This window comes from Bradyrhizobium sp. SZCCHNR3119, assembly GCF_032487775.1.
In the GTDB taxonomy this organism is placed as follows: Bacteria; Pseudomonadota; Alphaproteobacteria; order Rhizobiales; family Xanthobacteraceae; genus Bradyrhizobium.
In genome coordinates this window covers 2,902,783-2,920,411 of the sequence record NZ_JAUEUV010000001.1, presented here as the reverse complement: position 1 = coordinate 2,920,411, position 17,629 = coordinate 2,902,783, and the positions used below count along the sequence as shown (strand labels likewise).

Annotated in this window: 15 protein-coding genes; 5 read left to right on the top strand and 10 right to left on the bottom strand. The window is 63.6% G+C overall.

All coding sequences use genetic code 11. The features are described from left to right. Positions 1-29 precede the first annotated feature (29 nt). The 7 genes from sucD to QX034_RS13620 form a co-directional block, all read right to left on the bottom strand. The gene (sucD, locus tag QX034_RS13650; protein ID WP_315702081.1) at positions 30-914 is read right to left on the bottom strand and encodes a succinate--CoA ligase subunit alpha; all 885 of its coding nucleotides are present in this window, start codon (positions 912-914) and stop codon (positions 30-32) included. A gap of 228 nt (positions 915-1,142) precedes the next feature. Beyond that, complete coding sequence (locus QX034_RS13645; RefSeq protein WP_315702082.1) at positions 1,143-1,619, bottom strand: DUF1579 family protein; 477 nt, start codon at positions 1,617-1,619, stop codon at positions 1,143-1,145. A 5-nt stretch (positions 1,620-1,624) separates the two neighbouring features. Further along, a complete protein-coding gene (gene sucC / locus QX034_RS13640; RefSeq protein WP_315702083.1) occupies positions 1,625-2,821 on the bottom strand; it encodes an ADP-forming succinate--CoA ligase subunit beta in 1,197 nt (398 codons plus the stop codon). Between the two features lie 140 nt (positions 2,822-2,961). After that, on the bottom strand, positions 2,962-3,930 hold the full coding sequence (gene mdh / locus QX034_RS13635) for a malate dehydrogenase (protein WP_316189054.1): 969 nt from the start codon (positions 3,928-3,930) through the stop codon (positions 2,962-2,964). 242 nt (positions 3,931-4,172) lie between these two features. Beyond that, the gene (gene zapE / locus QX034_RS13630; RefSeq protein WP_315742607.1) at positions 4,173-5,354 is read right to left on the bottom strand and encodes a cell division protein ZapE; all 1,182 of its coding nucleotides are present in this window, start codon (positions 5,352-5,354) and stop codon (positions 4,173-4,175) included. A 144-nt stretch (positions 5,355-5,498) separates the two neighbouring features. Then, a complete protein-coding gene (thpR, locus tag QX034_RS13625; RefSeq protein WP_315702086.1) occupies positions 5,499-6,035 on the bottom strand; it encodes an RNA 2',3'-cyclic phosphodiesterase in 537 nt (178 codons plus the stop codon). Between the two features lie 210 nt (positions 6,036-6,245). Then, positions 6,246-6,878 carry an arylesterase gene (locus QX034_RS13620; protein ID WP_315703128.1) on the bottom strand — a complete coding sequence of 211 codons (633 nt, stop codon included), beginning with the start codon at positions 6,876-6,878 and terminating at the stop codon, positions 6,246-6,248. Positions 6,879-6,933: 55 nt separating this feature from the next. Between QX034_RS13620 and QX034_RS13615 the strand changes: the two genes are divergently transcribed. The 4 genes from QX034_RS13615 (at position 6,934) to QX034_RS13600 (ending at position 12,031) form a co-directional block, all read left to right on the top strand. Then, positions 6,934-7,671, top strand: a complete 738-nt coding sequence (locus tag QX034_RS13615) for an ABC transporter ATP-binding protein (protein ID WP_315702087.1) — start codon at positions 6,934-6,936, stop codon at positions 7,669-7,671. After that, the gene (locus QX034_RS13610) at positions 7,668-10,238 is read left to right on the top strand and encodes an ABC transporter permease (protein ID WP_315702088.1); all 2,571 of its coding nucleotides are present in this window, start codon (positions 7,668-7,670) and stop codon (positions 10,236-10,238) included. The genes QX034_RS13615 and QX034_RS13610 overlap by 4 nt, the downstream gene beginning before the upstream one ends. Positions 10,239-10,496: 258 nt before the next feature. After that, on the top strand, positions 10,497-11,288 hold the full coding sequence (locus QX034_RS13605) for a Bax inhibitor-1/YccA family protein (protein ID WP_315702089.1): 792 nt from the start codon (positions 10,497-10,499) through the stop codon (positions 11,286-11,288). A gap of 122 nt (positions 11,289-11,410) precedes the next feature. Continuing rightward, positions 11,411-12,031 (top strand): GNAT family N-acetyltransferase, encoded by a 621-nt coding sequence (locus QX034_RS13600; RefSeq protein WP_315702090.1) that lies wholly within the window; start codon positions 11,411-11,413, stop codon positions 12,029-12,031. Between the two features lie 62 nt (positions 12,032-12,093). Here QX034_RS13600 and QX034_RS13595 read toward each other — a convergent pair whose 3' ends face one another. The 3 genes from QX034_RS13595 to acnA all read right to left on the bottom strand — a co-directional run bounded on the left by QX034_RS13595 (position 12,094) and on the right by acnA (position 16,756). Beyond that, positions 12,094-12,462: a DUF2794 domain-containing protein gene (locus QX034_RS13595; RefSeq protein ID WP_315702091.1), complete on the bottom strand. Its 369-nt coding sequence runs from the start codon at positions 12,460-12,462 to the stop codon at positions 12,094-12,096. Between the two features lie 654 nt (positions 12,463-13,116). Then, entirely contained in the window at positions 13,117-13,881 is a 765-nt protein-coding gene (locus QX034_RS13590; protein WP_315702092.1) for a DUF1223 domain-containing protein, read from the bottom strand. 157 nt (positions 13,882-14,038) lie between these two features. Continuing rightward, positions 14,039-16,756 carry an aconitate hydratase AcnA gene (acnA, locus tag QX034_RS13585; protein WP_316195467.1) on the bottom strand — a complete coding sequence of 906 codons (2,718 nt, stop codon included), beginning with the start codon at positions 16,754-16,756 and terminating at the stop codon, positions 14,039-14,041. A gap of 223 nt (positions 16,757-16,979) precedes the next feature. Here acnA and ccmA point away from each other — a divergent pair, with 223 nt between their 5' ends. After that, positions 16,980-17,585 carry a heme ABC exporter ATP-binding protein CcmA gene (ccmA, locus tag QX034_RS13580; protein WP_315702094.1) on the top strand — a complete coding sequence of 202 codons (606 nt, stop codon included), beginning with the start codon at positions 16,980-16,982 and terminating at the stop codon, positions 17,583-17,585. The last annotated feature ends 44 nt before the right edge of the window (positions 17,586-17,629 follow it).

Below are 17,629 nucleotides of genomic sequence, written 5' to 3'. Positions count from 1 at the left end.
ATTCGCGCCGAAAAGAACAAAGCACTGAATTAGGATTTCAATTTTTCGACAAGCGTTTTGCCGAGACGGGCGGGCGATGGCGACACGGTGATACCGGCCGCTTCCATCGCTGCGGTCTTCGAGCCGGCATCGCCCTTGCCGCCGGAGATGATCGCACCGGCATGGCCCATGCGGCGGCCGGGAGGGGCCGTGACGCCGGCGATGAAGCCGACCATCGGCTTCTTGCGGCCGCGCTTGGCTTCGTCCTTGATGAACTGCGCGGCGTCCTCTTCCGCCGAGCCGCCGATCTCGCCGATCATGATGATCGACTCCGTCTTGGGGTCCGCCAGGAACATTTCCAGCATGTCGATGAACTCGGTACCCTTGACCGGGTCGCCGCCGATGCCGACTGCCGTGGTCTGGCCGAGGCCTTCCTGGCTGGTCTGGAACACGGCTTCATAGGTCAGCGTACCCGAACGGGAGACGATGCCGACCGAGCCGGGGCGGAAGATGTTGGCCGGCATGATGCCGATCTTGCACTCGCCGGCGGTCATGACGCCCGGGCAGTTCGGCCCGATCAGCCGCGACTTCGAGCCCTGCAGCGAACGCTTGACCCGCACCATGTCGAGCACCGGGATGCCCTCGGTGATGCACACGATCAGCGGGATCTCTGCATCGATCGCCTCACAGATGGCGTCGGCTGCACCCGGCGGCGGAACGTAGATCACCGACGCGTCGGCGCCTGTCGCATCGCGCGCTTCGCGCACGGTGTCGAACACCGGCAGGCCCAGATGGGTCGAGCCGCCTTTGCCCGGCGAGGTGCCGCCGACCATCTTGGTGCCGTAGGCGACCGCGGCCTCCGAGTGGAATGTGCCGTTCTTGCCGGTGAAGCCTTGGCAGATGACCTTGGTGTTCTTGTCGATCAGGATGGACATGCGTGGACCTGCTTTTCGGTTGAACCTTGAATTGCTTGGGAACTTTGATGCTTAGGACTTCGATTTGTTGCCATCGCCGGCCGGACCGAACCGGGCCACGACCCATCGCATGCAAGGCCGCCGGATCAGCAGCCACGCTGTCATCAGGACGACGAAGGGGACCCAGCCCATCACGAGCATCCAGGACGACTGATCCATATCAGGCCCAATCTTCGGTCGAGATCGGCATCAGGCGCTCCGCCGATAGATGCCAGTCATCACGTCGGACCAGCCCTCGGCATCCGGCGAGAACTGGATCCTCGCGGTATAGCTGTCGTCGTCGATTACTTCGTAGACGTGACGCGCGTTGCCACGCAGCGAGCCGCGGACCAGCACCAGCGCGTTTCCGCTCCAGCTGCCTGACGCCGGCGACGGCGCGAAATAGCCGAGTGAATCGTGCCAGAACAGCTTGTAGAGCCGATCCTCGCGGTCATAGGTGAAGACCGCGTGGGTCGCGAAGCTTTCCGCGGCCCCGCGAGTCTGCCTGGTGTCTTGGATCAGATAGAAGCCGTTGAGGTCCATGCGGGCCGAGACCTGCGAGGTCGCCTCGCCGCCCTCGACCCACCGTGACGGGTAGACCGTCTCTTCGCCGCGCCACTCGCCGGCGAACACCGCAAGCCTGCGGTGCTCCTCCGTCGGCATTGGTGCGGCGAGACGGTCCGCCATCGGACTCAGGCTCCCTTCACCGCCTTGACGATCTTCTGCGCGGCGTCATCGAGATTGTCGGCCGGCAGCACATTCAGGCCGGACTCGCTGATGATCTTCTTGCCCAATTCGACATTGGTGCCTTCGAGCCGCACGACCAGCGGCACCTTGAGACCGACTTCCTTGACCGCAGCGACCACGCCCTCGGCAATGACGTCGCACTTCATGATGCCGCCAAAGATGTTGATCAGGATGCCCTTCACGTTGGGGTCCGCGGTGATGATCTTGAAGGCCGCGGTGACCTTCTCCTTGTTGGCGCCGCCGCCGACGTCGAGGAAGTTGGCCGGCTCCATGCCGTATAGCTTGATGATGTCCATCGTCGCCATGGCAAGGCCCGCGCCGTTGACCATGCAGCCGATGGTGCCGTCGAGCGCGACGTAGTTCAGATCGTACTTCGACGCCTCGATCTCCTTGGCGTCCTCCTCGGTCTCATCGCGCAGTTCGACGACGTCAGGATGCCGGAACAGCGAGTTGGAGTCGAACGAGACCTTGGCGTCGAGCACGCGCAGCTGGCCCTGCTTGGTGACGACCAGCGGATTGATCTCGAGCATCGCCATGTCCTTGGCGACGAAGGCGTTGTAGAGCTGGATCGTCAGCTTCTCGGCCTGTTTGGCGAGATCACCCGACAATTTCAGCGCCTTGGCCACGGCGCGGCCGTGATGCGGCATGACGCCGGTGGCCGGATCGACCGAGAAGGTGACGATCTTCTCGGGGCTTTCATGAGCGACGTCCTCGATGTTGACGCCACCTTCGGTGGACACGACGAAGGCGACCCGCGAGGTCTCGCGATCGACCAGGATCGAGAGGTAGAACTCCTTATCGATGTCGGAGCCTTCCTCGATGTAGAGGCGGTTGACCTGCTTGCCCTGCGGGCCGGTCTGCACGGTGACCAGGGTCGCGCCGAGCATCTGCTTGGCGAACGTATTCACCTCTTCGACCGACTTGGCGAGGCGGACACCGCCCTTGTCACCGGCCGAGGCCTCCTTGAACTTGCCCTTGCCGCGCCCGCCGGCATGGATCTGGCTCTTCACCACCCAGATCGGACCACCCAGCGTCTTGGCTGCGGCATCCGAATCCTCCGGCCGCAACACCGGCACACCCTTCGAGATCGGCACACCGAATTGATGCAGCAGCGCCTTGGCCTGGTATTCGTGAATGTTCATACGAGCATGCTCCCCGACCCCGCCTGGGGTGAATTGCAACGTTCCAACTCTACGGTCTGGTATACCATATACCAAACGTCGGACAACCCCATGATTGCGGGCGGAGGAGACCGCCCGCAGTCACGCAAACTTGCCCAAGCTTACTTGCCCAACAGTTCAGGCGCGATCTTCCGGCAGGCGTCGACCAGACCTTGCACCGCAGCAACCGACTTGTCGAACGCCTCGCGATCCTTGCCGGCGAGTTCGATCTCGACGACGCGCTCGACACCCTTGGAGCCGATCACGACGGGAACGCCGACATACATGTCTTTCACGCCGAACTCGCCGTTGAGGTAGGCGGCGCAGGGCAGGACGCGCTTCTTGTCGCGCAGGTAGCTCTCAGCCATCGCGATCGCTGAGGCCGCCGGCGCGTAATAGGCCGAGCCGGTTTTCAGCAGGTTGACGATCTCGGCGCCGCCGTTGCGGGTGCGGTCGACGATCTCGTCGATACGGGCCTGCGAGGTCCACCCCATCCTGACGAGGTCGGGCAGCGGAATGCCGGCCACGGTCGAGTACTTGGTCAGCGGCACCATGGTATCGCCATGGCCGCCGAGCACGAAAGCCGTGACGTCCTCGACCGAGACGTTGAACTCGTCGGCCAGGAAATAGCGGAAGCGCGCGGAGTCGAGCACGCCCGCCATGCCGACCACCTTTTTGGCCGGCAGGCCGGAGGCCTTCTGCAGCGCCCAGACCATCGCGTCGAGCGGGTTGGTGATGCAGATGACGAAGGCGTCGGGCGCGTATTTCTTAATGCCGGCGCCGACCTGCTCCATCACCTTCAGATTGATCGAGAGCAGATCGTCGCGGCTCATACCGGGCTTGCGCGGCACGCCCGCGGTGACGATGCAGACCTTCGCGTTGTCCAACGCCTCATAGGAATTGGCGCCGCTGTAGTGGGCATCGAAGCCATCGACCGGCGAGGACTGAGCGATGTCGAGCGCCTTGCCCTGCGGCACGCCTTCCGCAATGTCGAACATCACGACGTCGCCAAGCTCTTTCAGGCCAATGAGGTGAGCCAGCGTTCCGCCGATCTGACCGGAGCCAATCAAAGCAATCTTGTCGCGCGCCATGAGAAATGTCCTTTGAACCCGAACGGGTGGAGGGAGGTGGAAAAGCCTGGGTGGCTGGTTATCCCTTTCGCCGAGGCCATTCAAGTCAGGCTAATGGCCAATTCGAGGGGCTGCCTTCATTTCGATCAGCCCCTGAAAAAGCCGGCAGGGATCGTCATTGGCCGCACCGGCATGGCGTTTTCACGGCCGTGTGTTCGATGGCAGGCTTTGCCCGCCCATTGCACTCCGACACCGCCGCTCTGTCAGGTTTCGACCAGGCCGGTCGACGTGCCGCTGGCGGTCGAGTCCTTTCGGCCGTGGGGCAAGGCGAGATAGGATTCCGAACCCATCTCGATCAGCCGCGACGCGGTGCGCTTGAACTCCATCGCCTCGATCCCCTCGTTCGCGAGATAGAGCGACACCGGGTTGGCTTCGGCGGAGGCGATCAGCTTCACGGCATTGTCGTAGAGCGCATCGATCAGCGTCACAAACCGCTTCGCAGCGTTACGCTCAGGGTAATCCATCACTGGAATATGGTCGACCAAGATGGTGTGATAGTCGTGCGCGAGCCGTAGATAGTCGGATGCGGCCAGCGGCTTCTCACACAATTCGGCGAAGGAAAAGCGGGCGACTCCCGGCGCCGAACACGGCACGTGAAGCGTGCGCCCCTTGATCGCAATGTCGCGCGGCCTGCACCTGGCATTGCCGGTCAGCTTCGCCCAAGCCTTGTCAAGCGCGGCCCGCGCATCGATATCGGCAGGCACCAGCCACATCTTGACGCCGGCTAGCTTCTCGAGCCGGAAGTCGGTGCGGGCATCGAGCCGTGCCACCTCCATATGGTCTTCGATCTGTTTGATGAACGGCAGGAAAAGCGCCCGGTTCAGCCCGCCTTTGTACAGATCCTCCGGCGCCACGTTCGACGTGGCGACGACGACCGTACCGAGCTCGAACAGCTTGGCGAACAATCGCCCGAGGATCATCGCGTCTGCGATGTCGGTGACATGGAATTCGTCAAAGCAAAGCAGCCATGCCTGGTCGAAGATGGCGTTTGCGGTCAGCCCGATCACGTCGGTATCGGCAAGCTCGCCGCGCGCAATGTTCTGCCGATAGCCATAGATGCGCTCATGCACGTCGGCCATGAATTCGTGGAAATGAGCGCGGCGCTTGTGCGCCACCGGACAGGTCTGAAAGAACAGGTCCATCAGCATGGTCTTGCCGCGACCGACTTCGCCGTGGACGTAGAGGCCGCGCGGCGGCTCGCTCTTCTCGGAAAACAGCCGGCCCAAAAGGCCCTGCTTGCGCGCGGGCTTGTAGGTCGACAGCCGGCGCTCCAGCGCGGCCAAGGCATCGGCGACCTCCGACTGCGCGGGATCGGCCTCGATAGCGCCGGAATCGATGAGGGATTGGTACTGGGCGCGAAACGCGTCGGACGGAGTGGACAACATGAGCCCACTCTAGGTCATGAGGCTTGCTAAAATTGCAAGCCGTCATTTGGTCGTGGCCGCTATGCGGTCATCATCGCCGGCTTTGGTATACGGCAGGCAAAGAACCTGCCGTTTCCACCAGCAATCGGCGGCGGTTCGGCGAATTTACGCGCAGAGCTGGTAGGCATCCTCGACGACGTAGGGTCCGCCTCCGGTCGACGCGCGCGAAGAGAACAGCACGAAGCGCTCGGCCAGGAACACCCGGCTCGGGAAATAGCCGCGCACCGACAGGTAATCGGCAACGTCCTGGCTGGAAGCATCATGCAGCCGCGCCAGCGTCACATGCGGGACGAACTTGCGTCCCTCGGGATCGAGCCCGATCCGTTGCATCATGCGCTCGAGCTCGGCCTGCAATTCGATCAGCGGCCGGCTTGGCGCGATATTGGCGACCACCGCACGTGGCTTGCGGCCGCCGAAGCTGGAGAGCCCCTGCACCGTGACCTCGAAGGGCTTGCGGTTGACCCGCCACAGCAACGAAGCGATCTCATTGGCGGAGGCGCCGTCGATGTCGCCGATGAAACGCAGGGTCACGTGATAATTGTCGGGATCGACCCAGCGGGCGCCGGGAAGGCCACCCCGCAAACTGGAAAGTGTGCTGCCGATATCGGCCGGGATTTCCAGTCCAGTGAACAGACGCGGCATCGTTTGAGGACTCCCGATGCTTGAGGCTGCCCCCGCAAGACAACGGGATCAAGCCTCCAAAGTTGATCGACGAATCGTCCAGTACACACTTGTACCGAACTTATATGACTCTGCGAAGCAACGGGCGTTAACCGATCGAAAACCTGCGGAAAACCTTGGAGTTTCGCTCTATCTCAGGTTAACGCGCGCCTTCCAAAGCTCGTAGCCCGCTCATTGTCCGCGAAGCGGGCGCAGGAATGCCTCTACCGTAGGCAGCATCTTCGCGACGATGATGTCGACCCCAGCCGCGGTGGGATGAAGCCCATCGGCCTGGTTGAGCTTGGGGTCAGCCGCAACGCCTTCGAGAAAGAATGGATAGAGCGGCACATCGAATTGCTTGGCGAGATCCGGATAGATCGCGTTGAACTTCGCCGCGTATTCGCTGCCATAGTTCGGCGGCGCGAGCATGCCGCATAACATCACCGCAATCTTTCGCGCCTTCAGCCGGGTCACGATCTCGGTCAGGGCCTTGCGGGTCACTGCGGGATCGATGCCGCGGAGGGCGTCGTTGGCCCCGAGCTCGACGATCACGGCATCGGTGCCGTCGGGCACCGACCAATCGAGCCGGTCACGGCCACCGGACGCAGTATCGCCGGACACGCCGGCATTCGTCATGTCGATAGCTATACCATTGTCCTGCAGGGATTTTTGTAACTTGGCCGGAAATGCCTCGTTGCCGGCGAGGCCAAGTCCTGCACTCAAGGAATCCCCGAGTACCACCACCTTTATCGGCTTCGCGGCGTCGGCCCCGGCGAGCGCCGGGCCTGCCGTCATCAATCCGAGCATCAACACGAGTATGTGCACGGCCATCCGCCCGAAACTCTCGACCCGGCTTGCGGAAGTGCCATATGACCGAGCCATGGACAGCCTCATCGAACCCTCACAATTGGCCGGCTCTGTGCCGGACACGATCTCCATCTCCAACGTCAACCTCTCGCTCGGCACCGGTGCTGCGCGGGTCCATATCCTGAAAGATATCAGCCTGCGGGTCGGTCAGGGTGAAACGATCGGCCTGATCGGTCCCTCGGGATCGGGCAAATCCACGCTGCTGATGGTGATGGCGGGGTTGGAACGTCCGGATAGCGGAGAGGTGGTGGTCAATGGCACCGCTTTCAATGCTCTCGACGAGGATGGCCTGGCCCGGTTCCGCGGTCGTCAGGTCGGGATCGTGTTCCAGTCGTTCCACCTCATTCCCACGATGACGGCGCTGGAGAATGTCGCGGTGCCGCTCGAATTGGCAGGAAACATGGACGCGGCGCGGCGGGCGGCACAGGAGCTGGAATCGGTCGGACTCGGTCACCGCCTGCACCACTATCCGACCCAGCTCTCCGGCGGTGAGCAGCAGCGGGTCGCGTTGGCGCGCGCGCTGGCGCCGGATCCCGCGATCCTCGTCGCCGACGAGCCCACCGGCAATCTGGACGAAACCACCGGCAGGCAGATCGTCGACCTTCTGTTCACCAAGCATGCCGAACGCGGCATGACGCTGGTGCTGGTGACCCATGACAGCTCGCTGGCGCATCGCTGCGACCGCGTGGTGCGGCTGCGCTCCGGGCGGGTCGAAGGCGATCACAGCAAGCCGCAAGTCCGGACCGCATGAGCACGATATCCGAACCGATCGGCGGCGGCCGGACGACCGCTCTGTCCGTCCGCTATGCGCTGCGCGAGCTGCGCGGTGGCCTGCGCGGCTTCTACGTTTTCATCGCCTGCATCGCGCTCGGCGTGCTGGCGATCGCGGGCGTCGGCTCGGTGTCAGCCAGCCTCAGCGACGGGCTGACGCGAGAAGGCCGCACCCTGCTCGGCGGCGACGTTGCCTTCTCGCTGTTTCAGCGCGAGGCCAAGCTTGAGGAAGTCGCCTTCCTGCGCACGCATGGCGAAGTCTCGCTGGCGGCGACGTTGCGGGCGATGGTGCGTGCGGCCGACGGACGGCTGGCGCTGGTGGAAGCGAAGGCCGTCGACGGCGCCTATCCGCTGCTCGGCCACCTTGACCTGAAACCGGCCATGCCGCTCGGGGATCTGCTCGGCGAGCGCGACGGCGCTTTCGGGGCCGCCGCCGATCCCGCGCTGCTCGCCCGGCTCGACCTCAAGGTCGGCGACACCGTCACGATCGACAAGGCCCGTTTCCAGATCCGCAGCACGTTGGAGGCCGAGCCGGACAAGCTATCCGGCGGCATCGGGCTCGGCCCGCGCTTTCTGATCAGCGAGGCGGCATTGCGTGCCACGCAGCTGCTGCAGCCCGGCAGCCTGGTGCGCTGGACCTATCGCGTCCGCCTGCCCGACAATGCGGCCGACGATCATGCCACCGCCGCCTTCATTGCCGCGGCGCGCGAGGCCTCGCCTTCCGCGGGCTGGGAGATCCGCTCCCGCAGCAACGCCTCGCCGCAGCTCGAACGCAACATCACCCGTTTCACCCAATTCCTGACGCTGGTCGGACTGGCAGCGCTATTGGTCGGTGGCGTCGGCGTCGCCAATGCCGTGAAGAGCCACATCGACCGGCGCACCGAAGTGATCGCAGCGTTCAAGGCGCTCGGCGCAACGAGCCGCGATGTGTTCGGCATTTACCTCACACAGGTGATCGTACTGGCCGGCATCGGCTCGGTGATCGGACTTTGCGCCGGCGCGGCACTGCCCTTCGTCATCGTCGGCCTCCTAGGCAAGCTGTTGCCGTTACCGGTAGTGCCGGCGCTGCACCCGGACGAGCTCGCGCTGTCGTTCGTCTACGGTCTCCTCACCGCGCTTGCGTTCGGCCTGTGGCCGCTCGGCCGCGTCCACGACGTGCCGGTGGCGGCGCTGTTTCGTGAAGCGGTGATCGCCGAATTTCACCGTCCGCGCTGGCGCTATCTGGTGCTGATGGCCGTAGTGGTGGCGTTCCTGGTCGCCGTCGTCATCGGGCTCGCCTACGACAAGCGGATCGCTGCGATCTTCGTGGCGGCCTCGGTTCTGGTGTTTGCGCTGCTGCGCGGCGTCGCAGCGCTGGTGATGGCGACCGCCCGCCGTCTGCCTCGCAGCCGGTTGCCCCTGGTCCGGCTCGCGATCACCAACATTTATCGTCCCGGTGCCCTGACCCCATCGGTGGTGCTGTCGCTCGGCCTTGGACTGGCGGTGCTGGTGACGATCACTCAGATCGACGGCAACCTGCGCCGGCAATTCCTGGCGCAGCTGCCCGAGCAAGCGCCCTCGTTCTTCTTCATCGATATCCCTTCGACCGAAGCCGATCGCTTCGGCACGTTTCTCAAGCAGCTGGCCCCGAACTCGAAAGTCGAGGAGGTGCCGATGCTGCGCGGGCGCATCGTTTCCGCGCGCGGCGTCCGCGCCGAAGACATCAAAGCTTCGCCGGACGCCGAATGGGTGCTGCAGAGCGACCGCGGCCTGACCTATACGGGCGAGGTGCCGAAAGGCTCCAAAGTGGTCGAAGGCCAATGGTGGGGCGCCGAATACAATGGCCCACCGCTGGTCTCGATCGAGAAACGGATCGCCGACGGCATGGGGCTGAAGGTCGGCGACGAGATCGTGGTCAATGTGCTGGGACGGGACATCACCGCTCATATCGGCAACATGCGCAACATCGACTGGCAGGGGCTCGGCATCAATTTCGTCCTGGTGTTCTCGCCTGGCGCCTTCAAGGGCGCGCCACACACCCATGTGGCGACCCTGACCGAGGCGCGGGCCGACGTCACCGACGATGCGCAGGTCATCAAGAAGGTGGCGGATGCCTTTCCGATGGTGACCAGCGTGCGGGTGCGGGAAGTGATGGAGACGATCGGCGCGGTGGTGTCCAACCTGGCGTTGGCGATCCGCGGCGCGAGCGCTGTCACATTGATCTCCGCAATTCTGGTATTGGGCGGTGCATTGGCTGCCGGCCATCGCCATCGTGTCTACGACGCGGTGATCCTGAAGACCCTGGGCGCGACGCGGCTGCGTCTGCTTGGCGCCTATGGGTTGGAATATCTGTTGATCGGCCTGGCCACGGCAGTATTCGGGGTCATCGCCGGTTCGGTGGCAGCCTGGCTGATCGTGACACGGCTGATGACCTTGAGTTTTGTCTGGCAGGCCGGCAGCGCCGCCTGGGTGGTTTTGGCAGCCCTGGTCGTAACCGTCGGATTGGGGCTGGTCGGCACCCTTTTGGCGCTCAACCAGAAACCGGCCTCCGTCCTGAGGAATTTATGAAATTGCGGCGCTCTGCCGCACGGTTAACGCGATGTAAGGCCAAAAACACGTGCGGAGCGACATTCGGCCGCGCGTGGAAGCTTGCATCGAATATGCTAGTTTCCCACTTGAATGATGGGTTCAGAGTCCGCCCCCGGACGTAAATTTGCCGATGACGGAAATTTAATGTCGGGAGCGAGGGACATCTGAGATAGGGTTTCGAGAGCTGGCGGAACGGGCCCACAAACGGACCGCCGGACAAACAACGGGAATTCGACCATGTCGGATCTAAACCGCAATTACGCTTCTCCCTTCGGCCGGGTCGCCGGGCGCGCCGATGCCGCGACCGTCGATGCCGGTCTGCGCGCCTATATGCTGCGCATCTACAATTACATGAGCATTGGCCTCGCCATCACCGGCTTGGCCGCGCTCGGCGTCTACATGGCGGCCGTGACCGGTGATCCGGCGGCCGGCGTCTTCCGCTTCGGAAACGCCTACCTGACCCAGTTCGGCTACGCGATGTTCGTGAGCCCGCTGAAGTGGCTGTTCATCCTCGCGCCCTTGGCGATGGTGTTCGCCATCTCGGCCGGCATCAACCGCTTGGCACCGTCGACCGCGCAGATCCTGTTCTGGGTGTTCTCGGCGCTGATGGGTGTTTCGCTGTCGTCGATCTTCCTGGTGTACACCCACACCTCGATCGTGCGGGTGTTCTTCATCACCGCGGCGACCTTCGGCGCGCTGAGCCTCTACGGCTACACCACCAAGCGTGACATGACCGGGTTCGGCTCGTTCCTGTTCATGGGCCTGATCGGCATCGTGATCGCAAGCCTCGTCAACCTGTTCCTGGCGAGCTCCGCGCTGCAGTTCTTTGTGTCGATCATCGGCGTGTTCGTGTTCGCCGGCCTCACCGCCTGGGATACGCAGCGGCTGAAGAACGAGTACATCTACGGCTATGCCTCGGCCGGCGGCGACGTCGCTGAGCGCGCAGCGATCACCGGCGCGCTGTCGCTGTACCTGAACTTCATCAACCTGTTCACGCTGCTTCTGCAGCTGCTCGGCCAGCGCGACTAACAACGGCGAAGGCCAACCTGTTCAAAGCCCCGGCTTCTGGCCGGGGCTTTTTTTGTTGGACCTCGGGCAGCTCTCTGCGCCCCCATCAAGGGCACGAAGACCGCCCCATCGAACACTTGCCCATGGAAGAACTGGCGGGAAGACTTGCCGGGAAGACCTGCCATGTTGGAAGGCGGTTGAACGTGGGCCGGCCCCTGATATGGTTCCGGTCCATGTCAGAACTCGAAATCCGGCCGACGAGCGAGGCCGACCTTGCCGCCATTACCGCGATCTATGCGCAGGCCGTGCGCGAAGGCACAGCGACCTTCGAACTGGAGCCGCCGGATCTGCCTGAGATGACGCGTCGCTTCCGTGCGTTGACCGACGGCGGCTTTCCTTATTTGGTCGCGGTGCAGGATGGCCGTATCGCCGGCTACGCCTATGCGGGGGCCTATCGGCCGCGCCCGGCCTACCGCTTCACGGTCGAGAATTCAGTCTATCTCGATCCTGCAAGCCATCGGCGCGGGATCGGCTTGCGGCTGATGCAGCAGCTGATCTCGGAATGCGAGGCCCGCGGCTTCCGCCAGATGATCGCGGTGATCGGCGACTCGGCCAACGCCGCCTCGATCGGCCTGCACACCCGATGCGGCTTCCAGATGATCGGCACACATCCGAACGTCGGACTGAAATTCGGACGCTGGCTCGACACGGTGATGATGCAGCGCCAGCTTGGCCAAGGCGCCGATACGCTGCCGGCAACCTGAAAATCCGCCCCTCATTCCGGAACGTGCGCGGGCCAGCGGCCTCGGCGTGGCGGCCGACGCGGTCACACCAGCGCCGGCTTGCGATCGATGACCAGGAGAACCCGCTCAAGTTCGTGGCCGCGGCGCAGGATCAGCCCCGTGGCCGAGATCACGCTGTACATGCCCTGCTTGCGGGCGAGCCGCGGGTCCTTCTCGATCCGGTAGAGGGGAACTTCCGAGGCGCGCCGGAACACTGAAAAGACCGCGCGGTCGCGTAGAAAATCGATCGAATAGTCCCGCCACACGCCGTCGGCGACCATGCGGCCATACAGATTCAAGATGCGGTTGAGTTCGAGGCGGTTGAACGTCACCCGATTCGGGATCGCCGCGGCGACGTTGCGGGCCGCCGCGCGGTTCTCGCTCGGGTCGGCATCCTCCGGTACGAGGTTCATTGAGCGTCCTCCTGTCATCTGCATGACATGATCGCGCCGTCCCTCAACGACCGCAAGGGACTCTTGAGGAGACTCGCGAAGGCGCTCAAAGCGACCCTGGGCCACTCATGATGATCGCCGGCGATTCTTGGTGATTCTTGGCGAGCCAGATCCGCCCTGTGTCGTGCAGCCTGCACGCAATGCGGGTCCGTCACGGGATCGTTAGCGGAATCATAATGACGCCCCACTTCCGCCAAGCGTCCGCCCCTCCAACCAAACATAACGTTGCGTGTGCGTTGGCCCGGTCCTTTCGGTTCCGGATTCCTCAGCCCCCAGCCCCCCGGGGTCGTCAGGATCGGGCCTATTCACTCCTCCCGACATCGAAGGATGCCATTGAAGGACCGACGAAAGTTGGTCCTTTTGCTTTTGGGGGTATTCCTACTCCGCGTCCGACCTTCGCATCTAGCGGGGGCGAGCTGGTTGCGAGCTGCGGGTGCGAAGAGCTCCGGCAGAGTCTTGATCTCAGCGCGGCCTCGAATCGAAGATGGTTGCGCAGACCTGCTGAGCGGAACCCGAACTCGCGATTTTCCGACCGACGACAGTCGCAACGCCGACCGCGAGAAGCGCCAACGCCTCAGCGTGCGTGCAAATCCGGACGTGGGATCGGATCAAACGTCAGTGAAGTTCGGTATAGGCGGCGCCGAGCATGGGGCCGGGACGGTCTCGCGTCCCGTCCTGCACGTAGACGACGGCGCCATCCACGCCCTCATGGGCGATCTTGTCGATAGGCACATTCCAGTGTCCCGGCGTCCCATTCCAATCGCCGACCTTCAAGAGATTGCGAACGACGTTGTAATAGGTCAACTCGCGGCCGGTGTTCTCGCCACGGCTGATCGAGATCGGGATAGCCTTGGAGATCGAGCAGAGCCACACCTCGCCGCGCTTGTGCGCAGCCTGCTCCTTTGCGGCCGCGACGCTCACGGTCAACTCATCGCCCTGAAGGACCAGGCTGACCGGCACCGACATTACGGCGCCGCCGCGCATCGTGTCTTCGATCGCGCCTTCGATCGCCTCGCGATCGCTACCGATGACGTGAACCGAGCCGTTGATGACGGCCTGCGGCGTGTAGACCTCGCGGTCGCCGCGCATGCGCGAATAGGCCCGCTGGCGGGCTGAGAACCGGGAATCGGCCAAGGTGTCCTTCCAGCCGAGATAATCCCAATAATCGATCGGCATGCTCATGGCGATGACGGTGGGATCCTGCGCCAACTCGCCAAGCACCTTGTCCGCCGGCGGACAGGACGAACAACCTTGGGATGTGAAAAGCTCAACTACCGCGCGAGGATCGGCTTGGGCCGGTCGAATGACGGCGATGATCGCACAGACCCCGAGCGCCGCGCCCGACCACCAAGACGTCCTACCACCCATCATCCCTGCCATGGTCGCATACTACCCGTCACACCTTGCCGCGTTGACACCGTCCCGAAATCGCCTCGAGGCACGATGGTATACCGAACACAAAAGAGGCGGCCCATGTCATAGGCCGCCTCCCGCATCACCTGCCACTCACTTCAGAGTGAGCCAATCTGTCGCACCCTCACGCCGCGAGCTTGCGCAGCACGTAGTGGAGAATGCCGCCGTTTCGATAGTAATCGAGTTCGTCGAGGGTATCGATCCGGCACAGCAGCGGGACCTGCTGCGTCGACCCCTCAGCCGAGGTGATCTCGGCGGTGAGCGTTTGGCGAGGCTTGAGATCGCCCTGCAGACCCCTGATGGTGACCTTCTCGTCACCCTTCAGGCCGAGCGACTGCCAGGATGTACCCTCCTGGAAGGTCAAGGGCAGTACGCCCATGCCGACCAGGTTGGAGCGGTGAATACGCTCGAAGCTCTGGCAGATGACGGCGCGGACGCCGAGCAGCCGCGTGCCCTTGGCGGCCCAATCGCGCGACGAGCCGTTGCCATATTCGGCGCCGGCGAACACCACCAGCGGCACGCCCTCGGCCTGGTACTTCATGGCAGCGTCGTAGATCGGCATCTGCTCGCCGTCGGGCCAGTGCTTGGTGAGACCGCCCTCGGGGATGCTGCCGTCGGCGCCCTTGAGCATGAAGTTCTTGATGCGGATATTGGCGAAGGTGCCGCGCATCATGACTTCGTGATTGCCGCGGCGGGTGCCGTACTGATTGAAGTCCGCGGGGCGCACCTGATGCTCGCTGAGGAATTTGCCGGCGGGCGAGGTCAGCTTGATCGAACCGGCCGGCGAGATGTGGTCGGTGGTGATCTTGTCGCCGAACAGCGCCAGGATGCGGGCTTCCACCACGTCCTTGATCGGCTCCGGCTCCTTCTTCATGCCCTCGAAATAAGGCGGGTTCTGTACATAGGTCGAGCCCATGTTCCAGCGGTAGGTCTCGCTCTCGACCGTCTTGATCTTGCGCCAGTTGGTGTCGCCCTTGAACACGTCGGCATAGCGCTTCTTGAAGATCGACGCCTTCACGTACTTCTTCATGAAGTCGTTGATTTCCTTGGTCGTCGGCCAGATGTCCTTCAGGTAGACCGGCTTCTTGTCCTTGCCGATGCCGATCGGCTCGACCGCAAGGTCCTTGGTCACAGTGCCGGCGAGCGCGTAAGCCACCACCAGCGGCGGTGACGCCAGATAGTTGGCCTGCACGTCCGGCGAGACGCGGCCCTCGAAGTTGCGGTTGCCGGACAGCACGGCCGCAGCAACGATGCCGTTATCGTTGATCGACTTCGAAATCTCCTCCGGCAGCGGGCCGGAATTGCCGATGCAGGTGGTGCAGCCGAACCCGACCAGGTTGAAGCCGACCTTGTCGAGGTCCTTCTGCAGGCCGGAATTGGCGAGGTATTCCGCCACGACCTGGCTGCCCGGGGCGAGCGAGGTCTTCACCCAGGGCTTGGCCTTGAGGCCCTTGGCGACCGCGTTGCGCGCGAGCAGGCCGGCCCCGATCAGGACGCTCGGGTTCGAGGTGTTGGTGCAGGAGGTGATCGCCGCGATCACCACGTCGCCGTGACCGAGATCGAAGTCGCGGCCCTCAACCGGGAAGCGCTGGGTGGCGTCCGTCTTCTTGTACTCGCCAGCCAGCGCGGTGGAAAAGCCTTCGCCGACCGCCGGCAGGGCAATGCGGCCTTCGGGCCGCTTCGGACCGGCCATCGAGGGCACGACGTCGCCGAGATCGAGCGTCAGCGTCTGCGTGAATACCGGATCGGCCGACTTCGCCGTACGGAACAGGCCCTGTGCCTTGGCATAGGCTTCGACCAGCGCAACACGCGCCGACTTGCGGCCCGAGACCTTGAGGTAATCGATCGTCGCGGCATCGACCGGGAAGAAGCCGCAGGTCGCGCCATATTCGGGGGCCATGTTGCCAATCGTCGCCTTGTCGGCCACGGAAAGATTATCGAGGCCGGGGCCGAAGAACTCGACGAACTTGCCGACCACGCCGAGCTTGCGCAGCATCTGGGTCACCGTCAGCACGAGATCGGTCGCGGTGACGCCTTCCTTGAGCTGGCCGGTCAGCTTGAAGCCGACCACGTCGGGCAGCAGCATCGAGAGCGGCTGGCCGAGCATGCAGGCCTCAGCTTCGATGCCGCCGACGCCCCAGCCGAGCACGGCGAGGCCGTTCACCATGGTGGTGTGGGAATCGGTGCCGACCAGCGAGTCCGGATAGGCGACCTCGAAGGTGCCCTTGGTGCGGCCGACCGTTATCTTCTCCTTCTTGGTCCACACCGTCTGCGCCAGATATTCCAGGTTGACCTGGTGGCAGATGCCGGTGCCCGGCGGCACCACGGAGAAGTTGGTGAAGGCCTTCTGGCCCCATTTCAGGAATTCGTAGCGCTCCTGGTTCTGCTTGTATTCCTCGGCCACGTTCTTGCCGAACGCCTTGTTGTCGCCGAAGAAGTTCACGATGACGCTGTGGTCGATGACGAGATCGACCGGCACCAGCGGGTTGATCTTCTCGGCATCGCCGCCAAGCTTCTGCATCGCGTTGCGCATCGCGGCCAGATCGACCACCGCCGGCACGCCGGTGAAATCCTGCATCAAGACCCGCGCGGGGCGGAAAGCGATTTCATGCTGCAGCGTCTTCTTCTTCAGCCATTTGGCGACGGCGAGAATGTCGTCCTTGGTCACGCTGCGACCGTCCTCGTTGCGCAACAGGTTCTCGAGCAGCACCTTCATCGAGTACGGCAGCTTGGAGATATCCTTCAGACCGTTCTTCTCTGCGGCGGGAAGGCTGTAATAGACATAAGACTTCGTACCGACCCGAAGGGTCTTACGGCTCTTGAAGCTGTCGAGCGAGGTCATGCGTGGAAATCCCAATTGATCGTTATACCCGGAGAGGGTACCCAAGGACCGTCAGCGCAAAGCGCCGGGTGGCTTGCAGCGGGGGTTTGTGTGCTGCATCAAATCCGGGCTTATAGAAGCTTTCTAACTGCGCCGCCACAGAGACAAGCAAGTCGCGACGTGGCATCACCCACAAATTCTGAAGTGCTAGCCATCGGATTCAGAGGGCTGTAACGGACGGACCATGCAGCTGTTGGGAAGCGATGTCAGATGTGTGCGGGGCGGGCGCGAGGTGTTCGCGGGACTCACCTTCCAGGCCGCGGCAGGCGAAGCGGTGGCGGTCACCGGGCGCAACGGTTCGGGCAAGACATCCCTGCTGCGGCTGATTGCCGGGCTGCTGCTGCCGGCCGGCGGCACGATCGCGATCGAGGGCGGCGAGGACGAACTGACGGTCGCCGAACAGGCGCATTATCTCGGTCATCGCGATGCCCTGAAGCCAGCGCTCAGCGTGCATGAAAACCTATCCTTCTGGACCGATTTCCTCGGCGGCGGCGCGGTCCGCGCGACCGCCGATTGCCTTGCCGCGGTGGGGCTTGCGCACGCGACCGATCTGCCGGCGGCGTATCTCTCCGCCGGCCAGCGACGGCGGCTCTCGATCGCCCGGCTGCTAGCTGTGCACCGTCCGCTGTGGCTTCTGGACGAGCCGACCAATGCGCTTGATGTCGCGGGCCAGGCGATGTTTGCCGATCTCATGCGCGCGCACCTGGCCGCGGGTGGACTGATCGTCGCCGCCACCCACGGGCCACTCGGCATCGACGTGCGCGAATTGCGGATCGGGGGGATGGGATGATGGATCGAGGCTGTTTTTCGTGCACGGCGGCCGTTCTCCCCTCC

Coding starts and splice junctions, on each gene's coding strand:
- sucD (WP_315702081.1), bottom strand. CDS start 914: ATGTCCATCCTGATCGACAAGAACACCAAGGTCATCTGCCAAGGCTTC.
- QX034_RS13645 (WP_315702082.1), bottom strand. CDS start 1,619: ATGGCGGACCGTCTCGCCGCACCAATGCCGACGGAGGAGCACCGCAGG.
- sucC (WP_315702083.1), bottom strand. CDS start 2,821: ATGAACATTCACGAATACCAGGCCAAGGCGCTGCTGCATCAATTCGGT.
- mdh (WP_316189054.1), bottom strand. CDS start 3,930: ATGGCGCGCGACAAGATTGCTTTGATTGGCTCCGGTCAGATCGGCGGA.
- zapE (WP_315742607.1), bottom strand. CDS start 5,354: ATGTTGTCCACTCCGTCCGACGCGTTTCGCGCCCAGTACCAATCCCTC.
- thpR (WP_315702086.1), bottom strand. CDS start 6,035: ATGCCGCGTCTGTTCACTGGACTGGAAATCCCGGCCGATATCGGCAGC.
- QX034_RS13615 (WP_315702087.1), top strand. CDS start 6,934: ATGGACAGCCTCATCGAACCCTCACAATTGGCCGGCTCTGTGCCGGAC.
- QX034_RS13610 (WP_315702088.1), top strand. CDS start 7,668: ATGAGCACGATATCCGAACCGATCGGCGGCGGCCGGACGACCGCTCTG.
- QX034_RS13605 (WP_315702089.1), top strand. CDS start 10,497: ATGTCGGATCTAAACCGCAATTACGCTTCTCCCTTCGGCCGGGTCGCC.
- QX034_RS13600 (WP_315702090.1), top strand. CDS start 11,411: ATGGAAGAACTGGCGGGAAGACTTGCCGGGAAGACCTGCCATGTTGGA.
- QX034_RS13595 (WP_315702091.1), bottom strand. CDS start 12,462: ATGAACCTCGTACCGGAGGATGCCGACCCGAGCGAGAACCGCGCGGCG.
- QX034_RS13590 (WP_315702092.1), bottom strand. CDS start 13,881: ATGGCAGGGATGATGGGTGGTAGGACGTCTTGGTGGTCGGGCGCGGCG.
- acnA (WP_316195467.1), bottom strand. CDS start 16,756: ATGACCTCGCTCGACAGCTTCAAGAGCCGTAAGACCCTTCGGGTCGGT.
- ccmA (WP_315702094.1), top strand. CDS start 16,980: ATGCAGCTGTTGGGAAGCGATGTCAGATGTGTGCGGGGCGGGCGCGAG.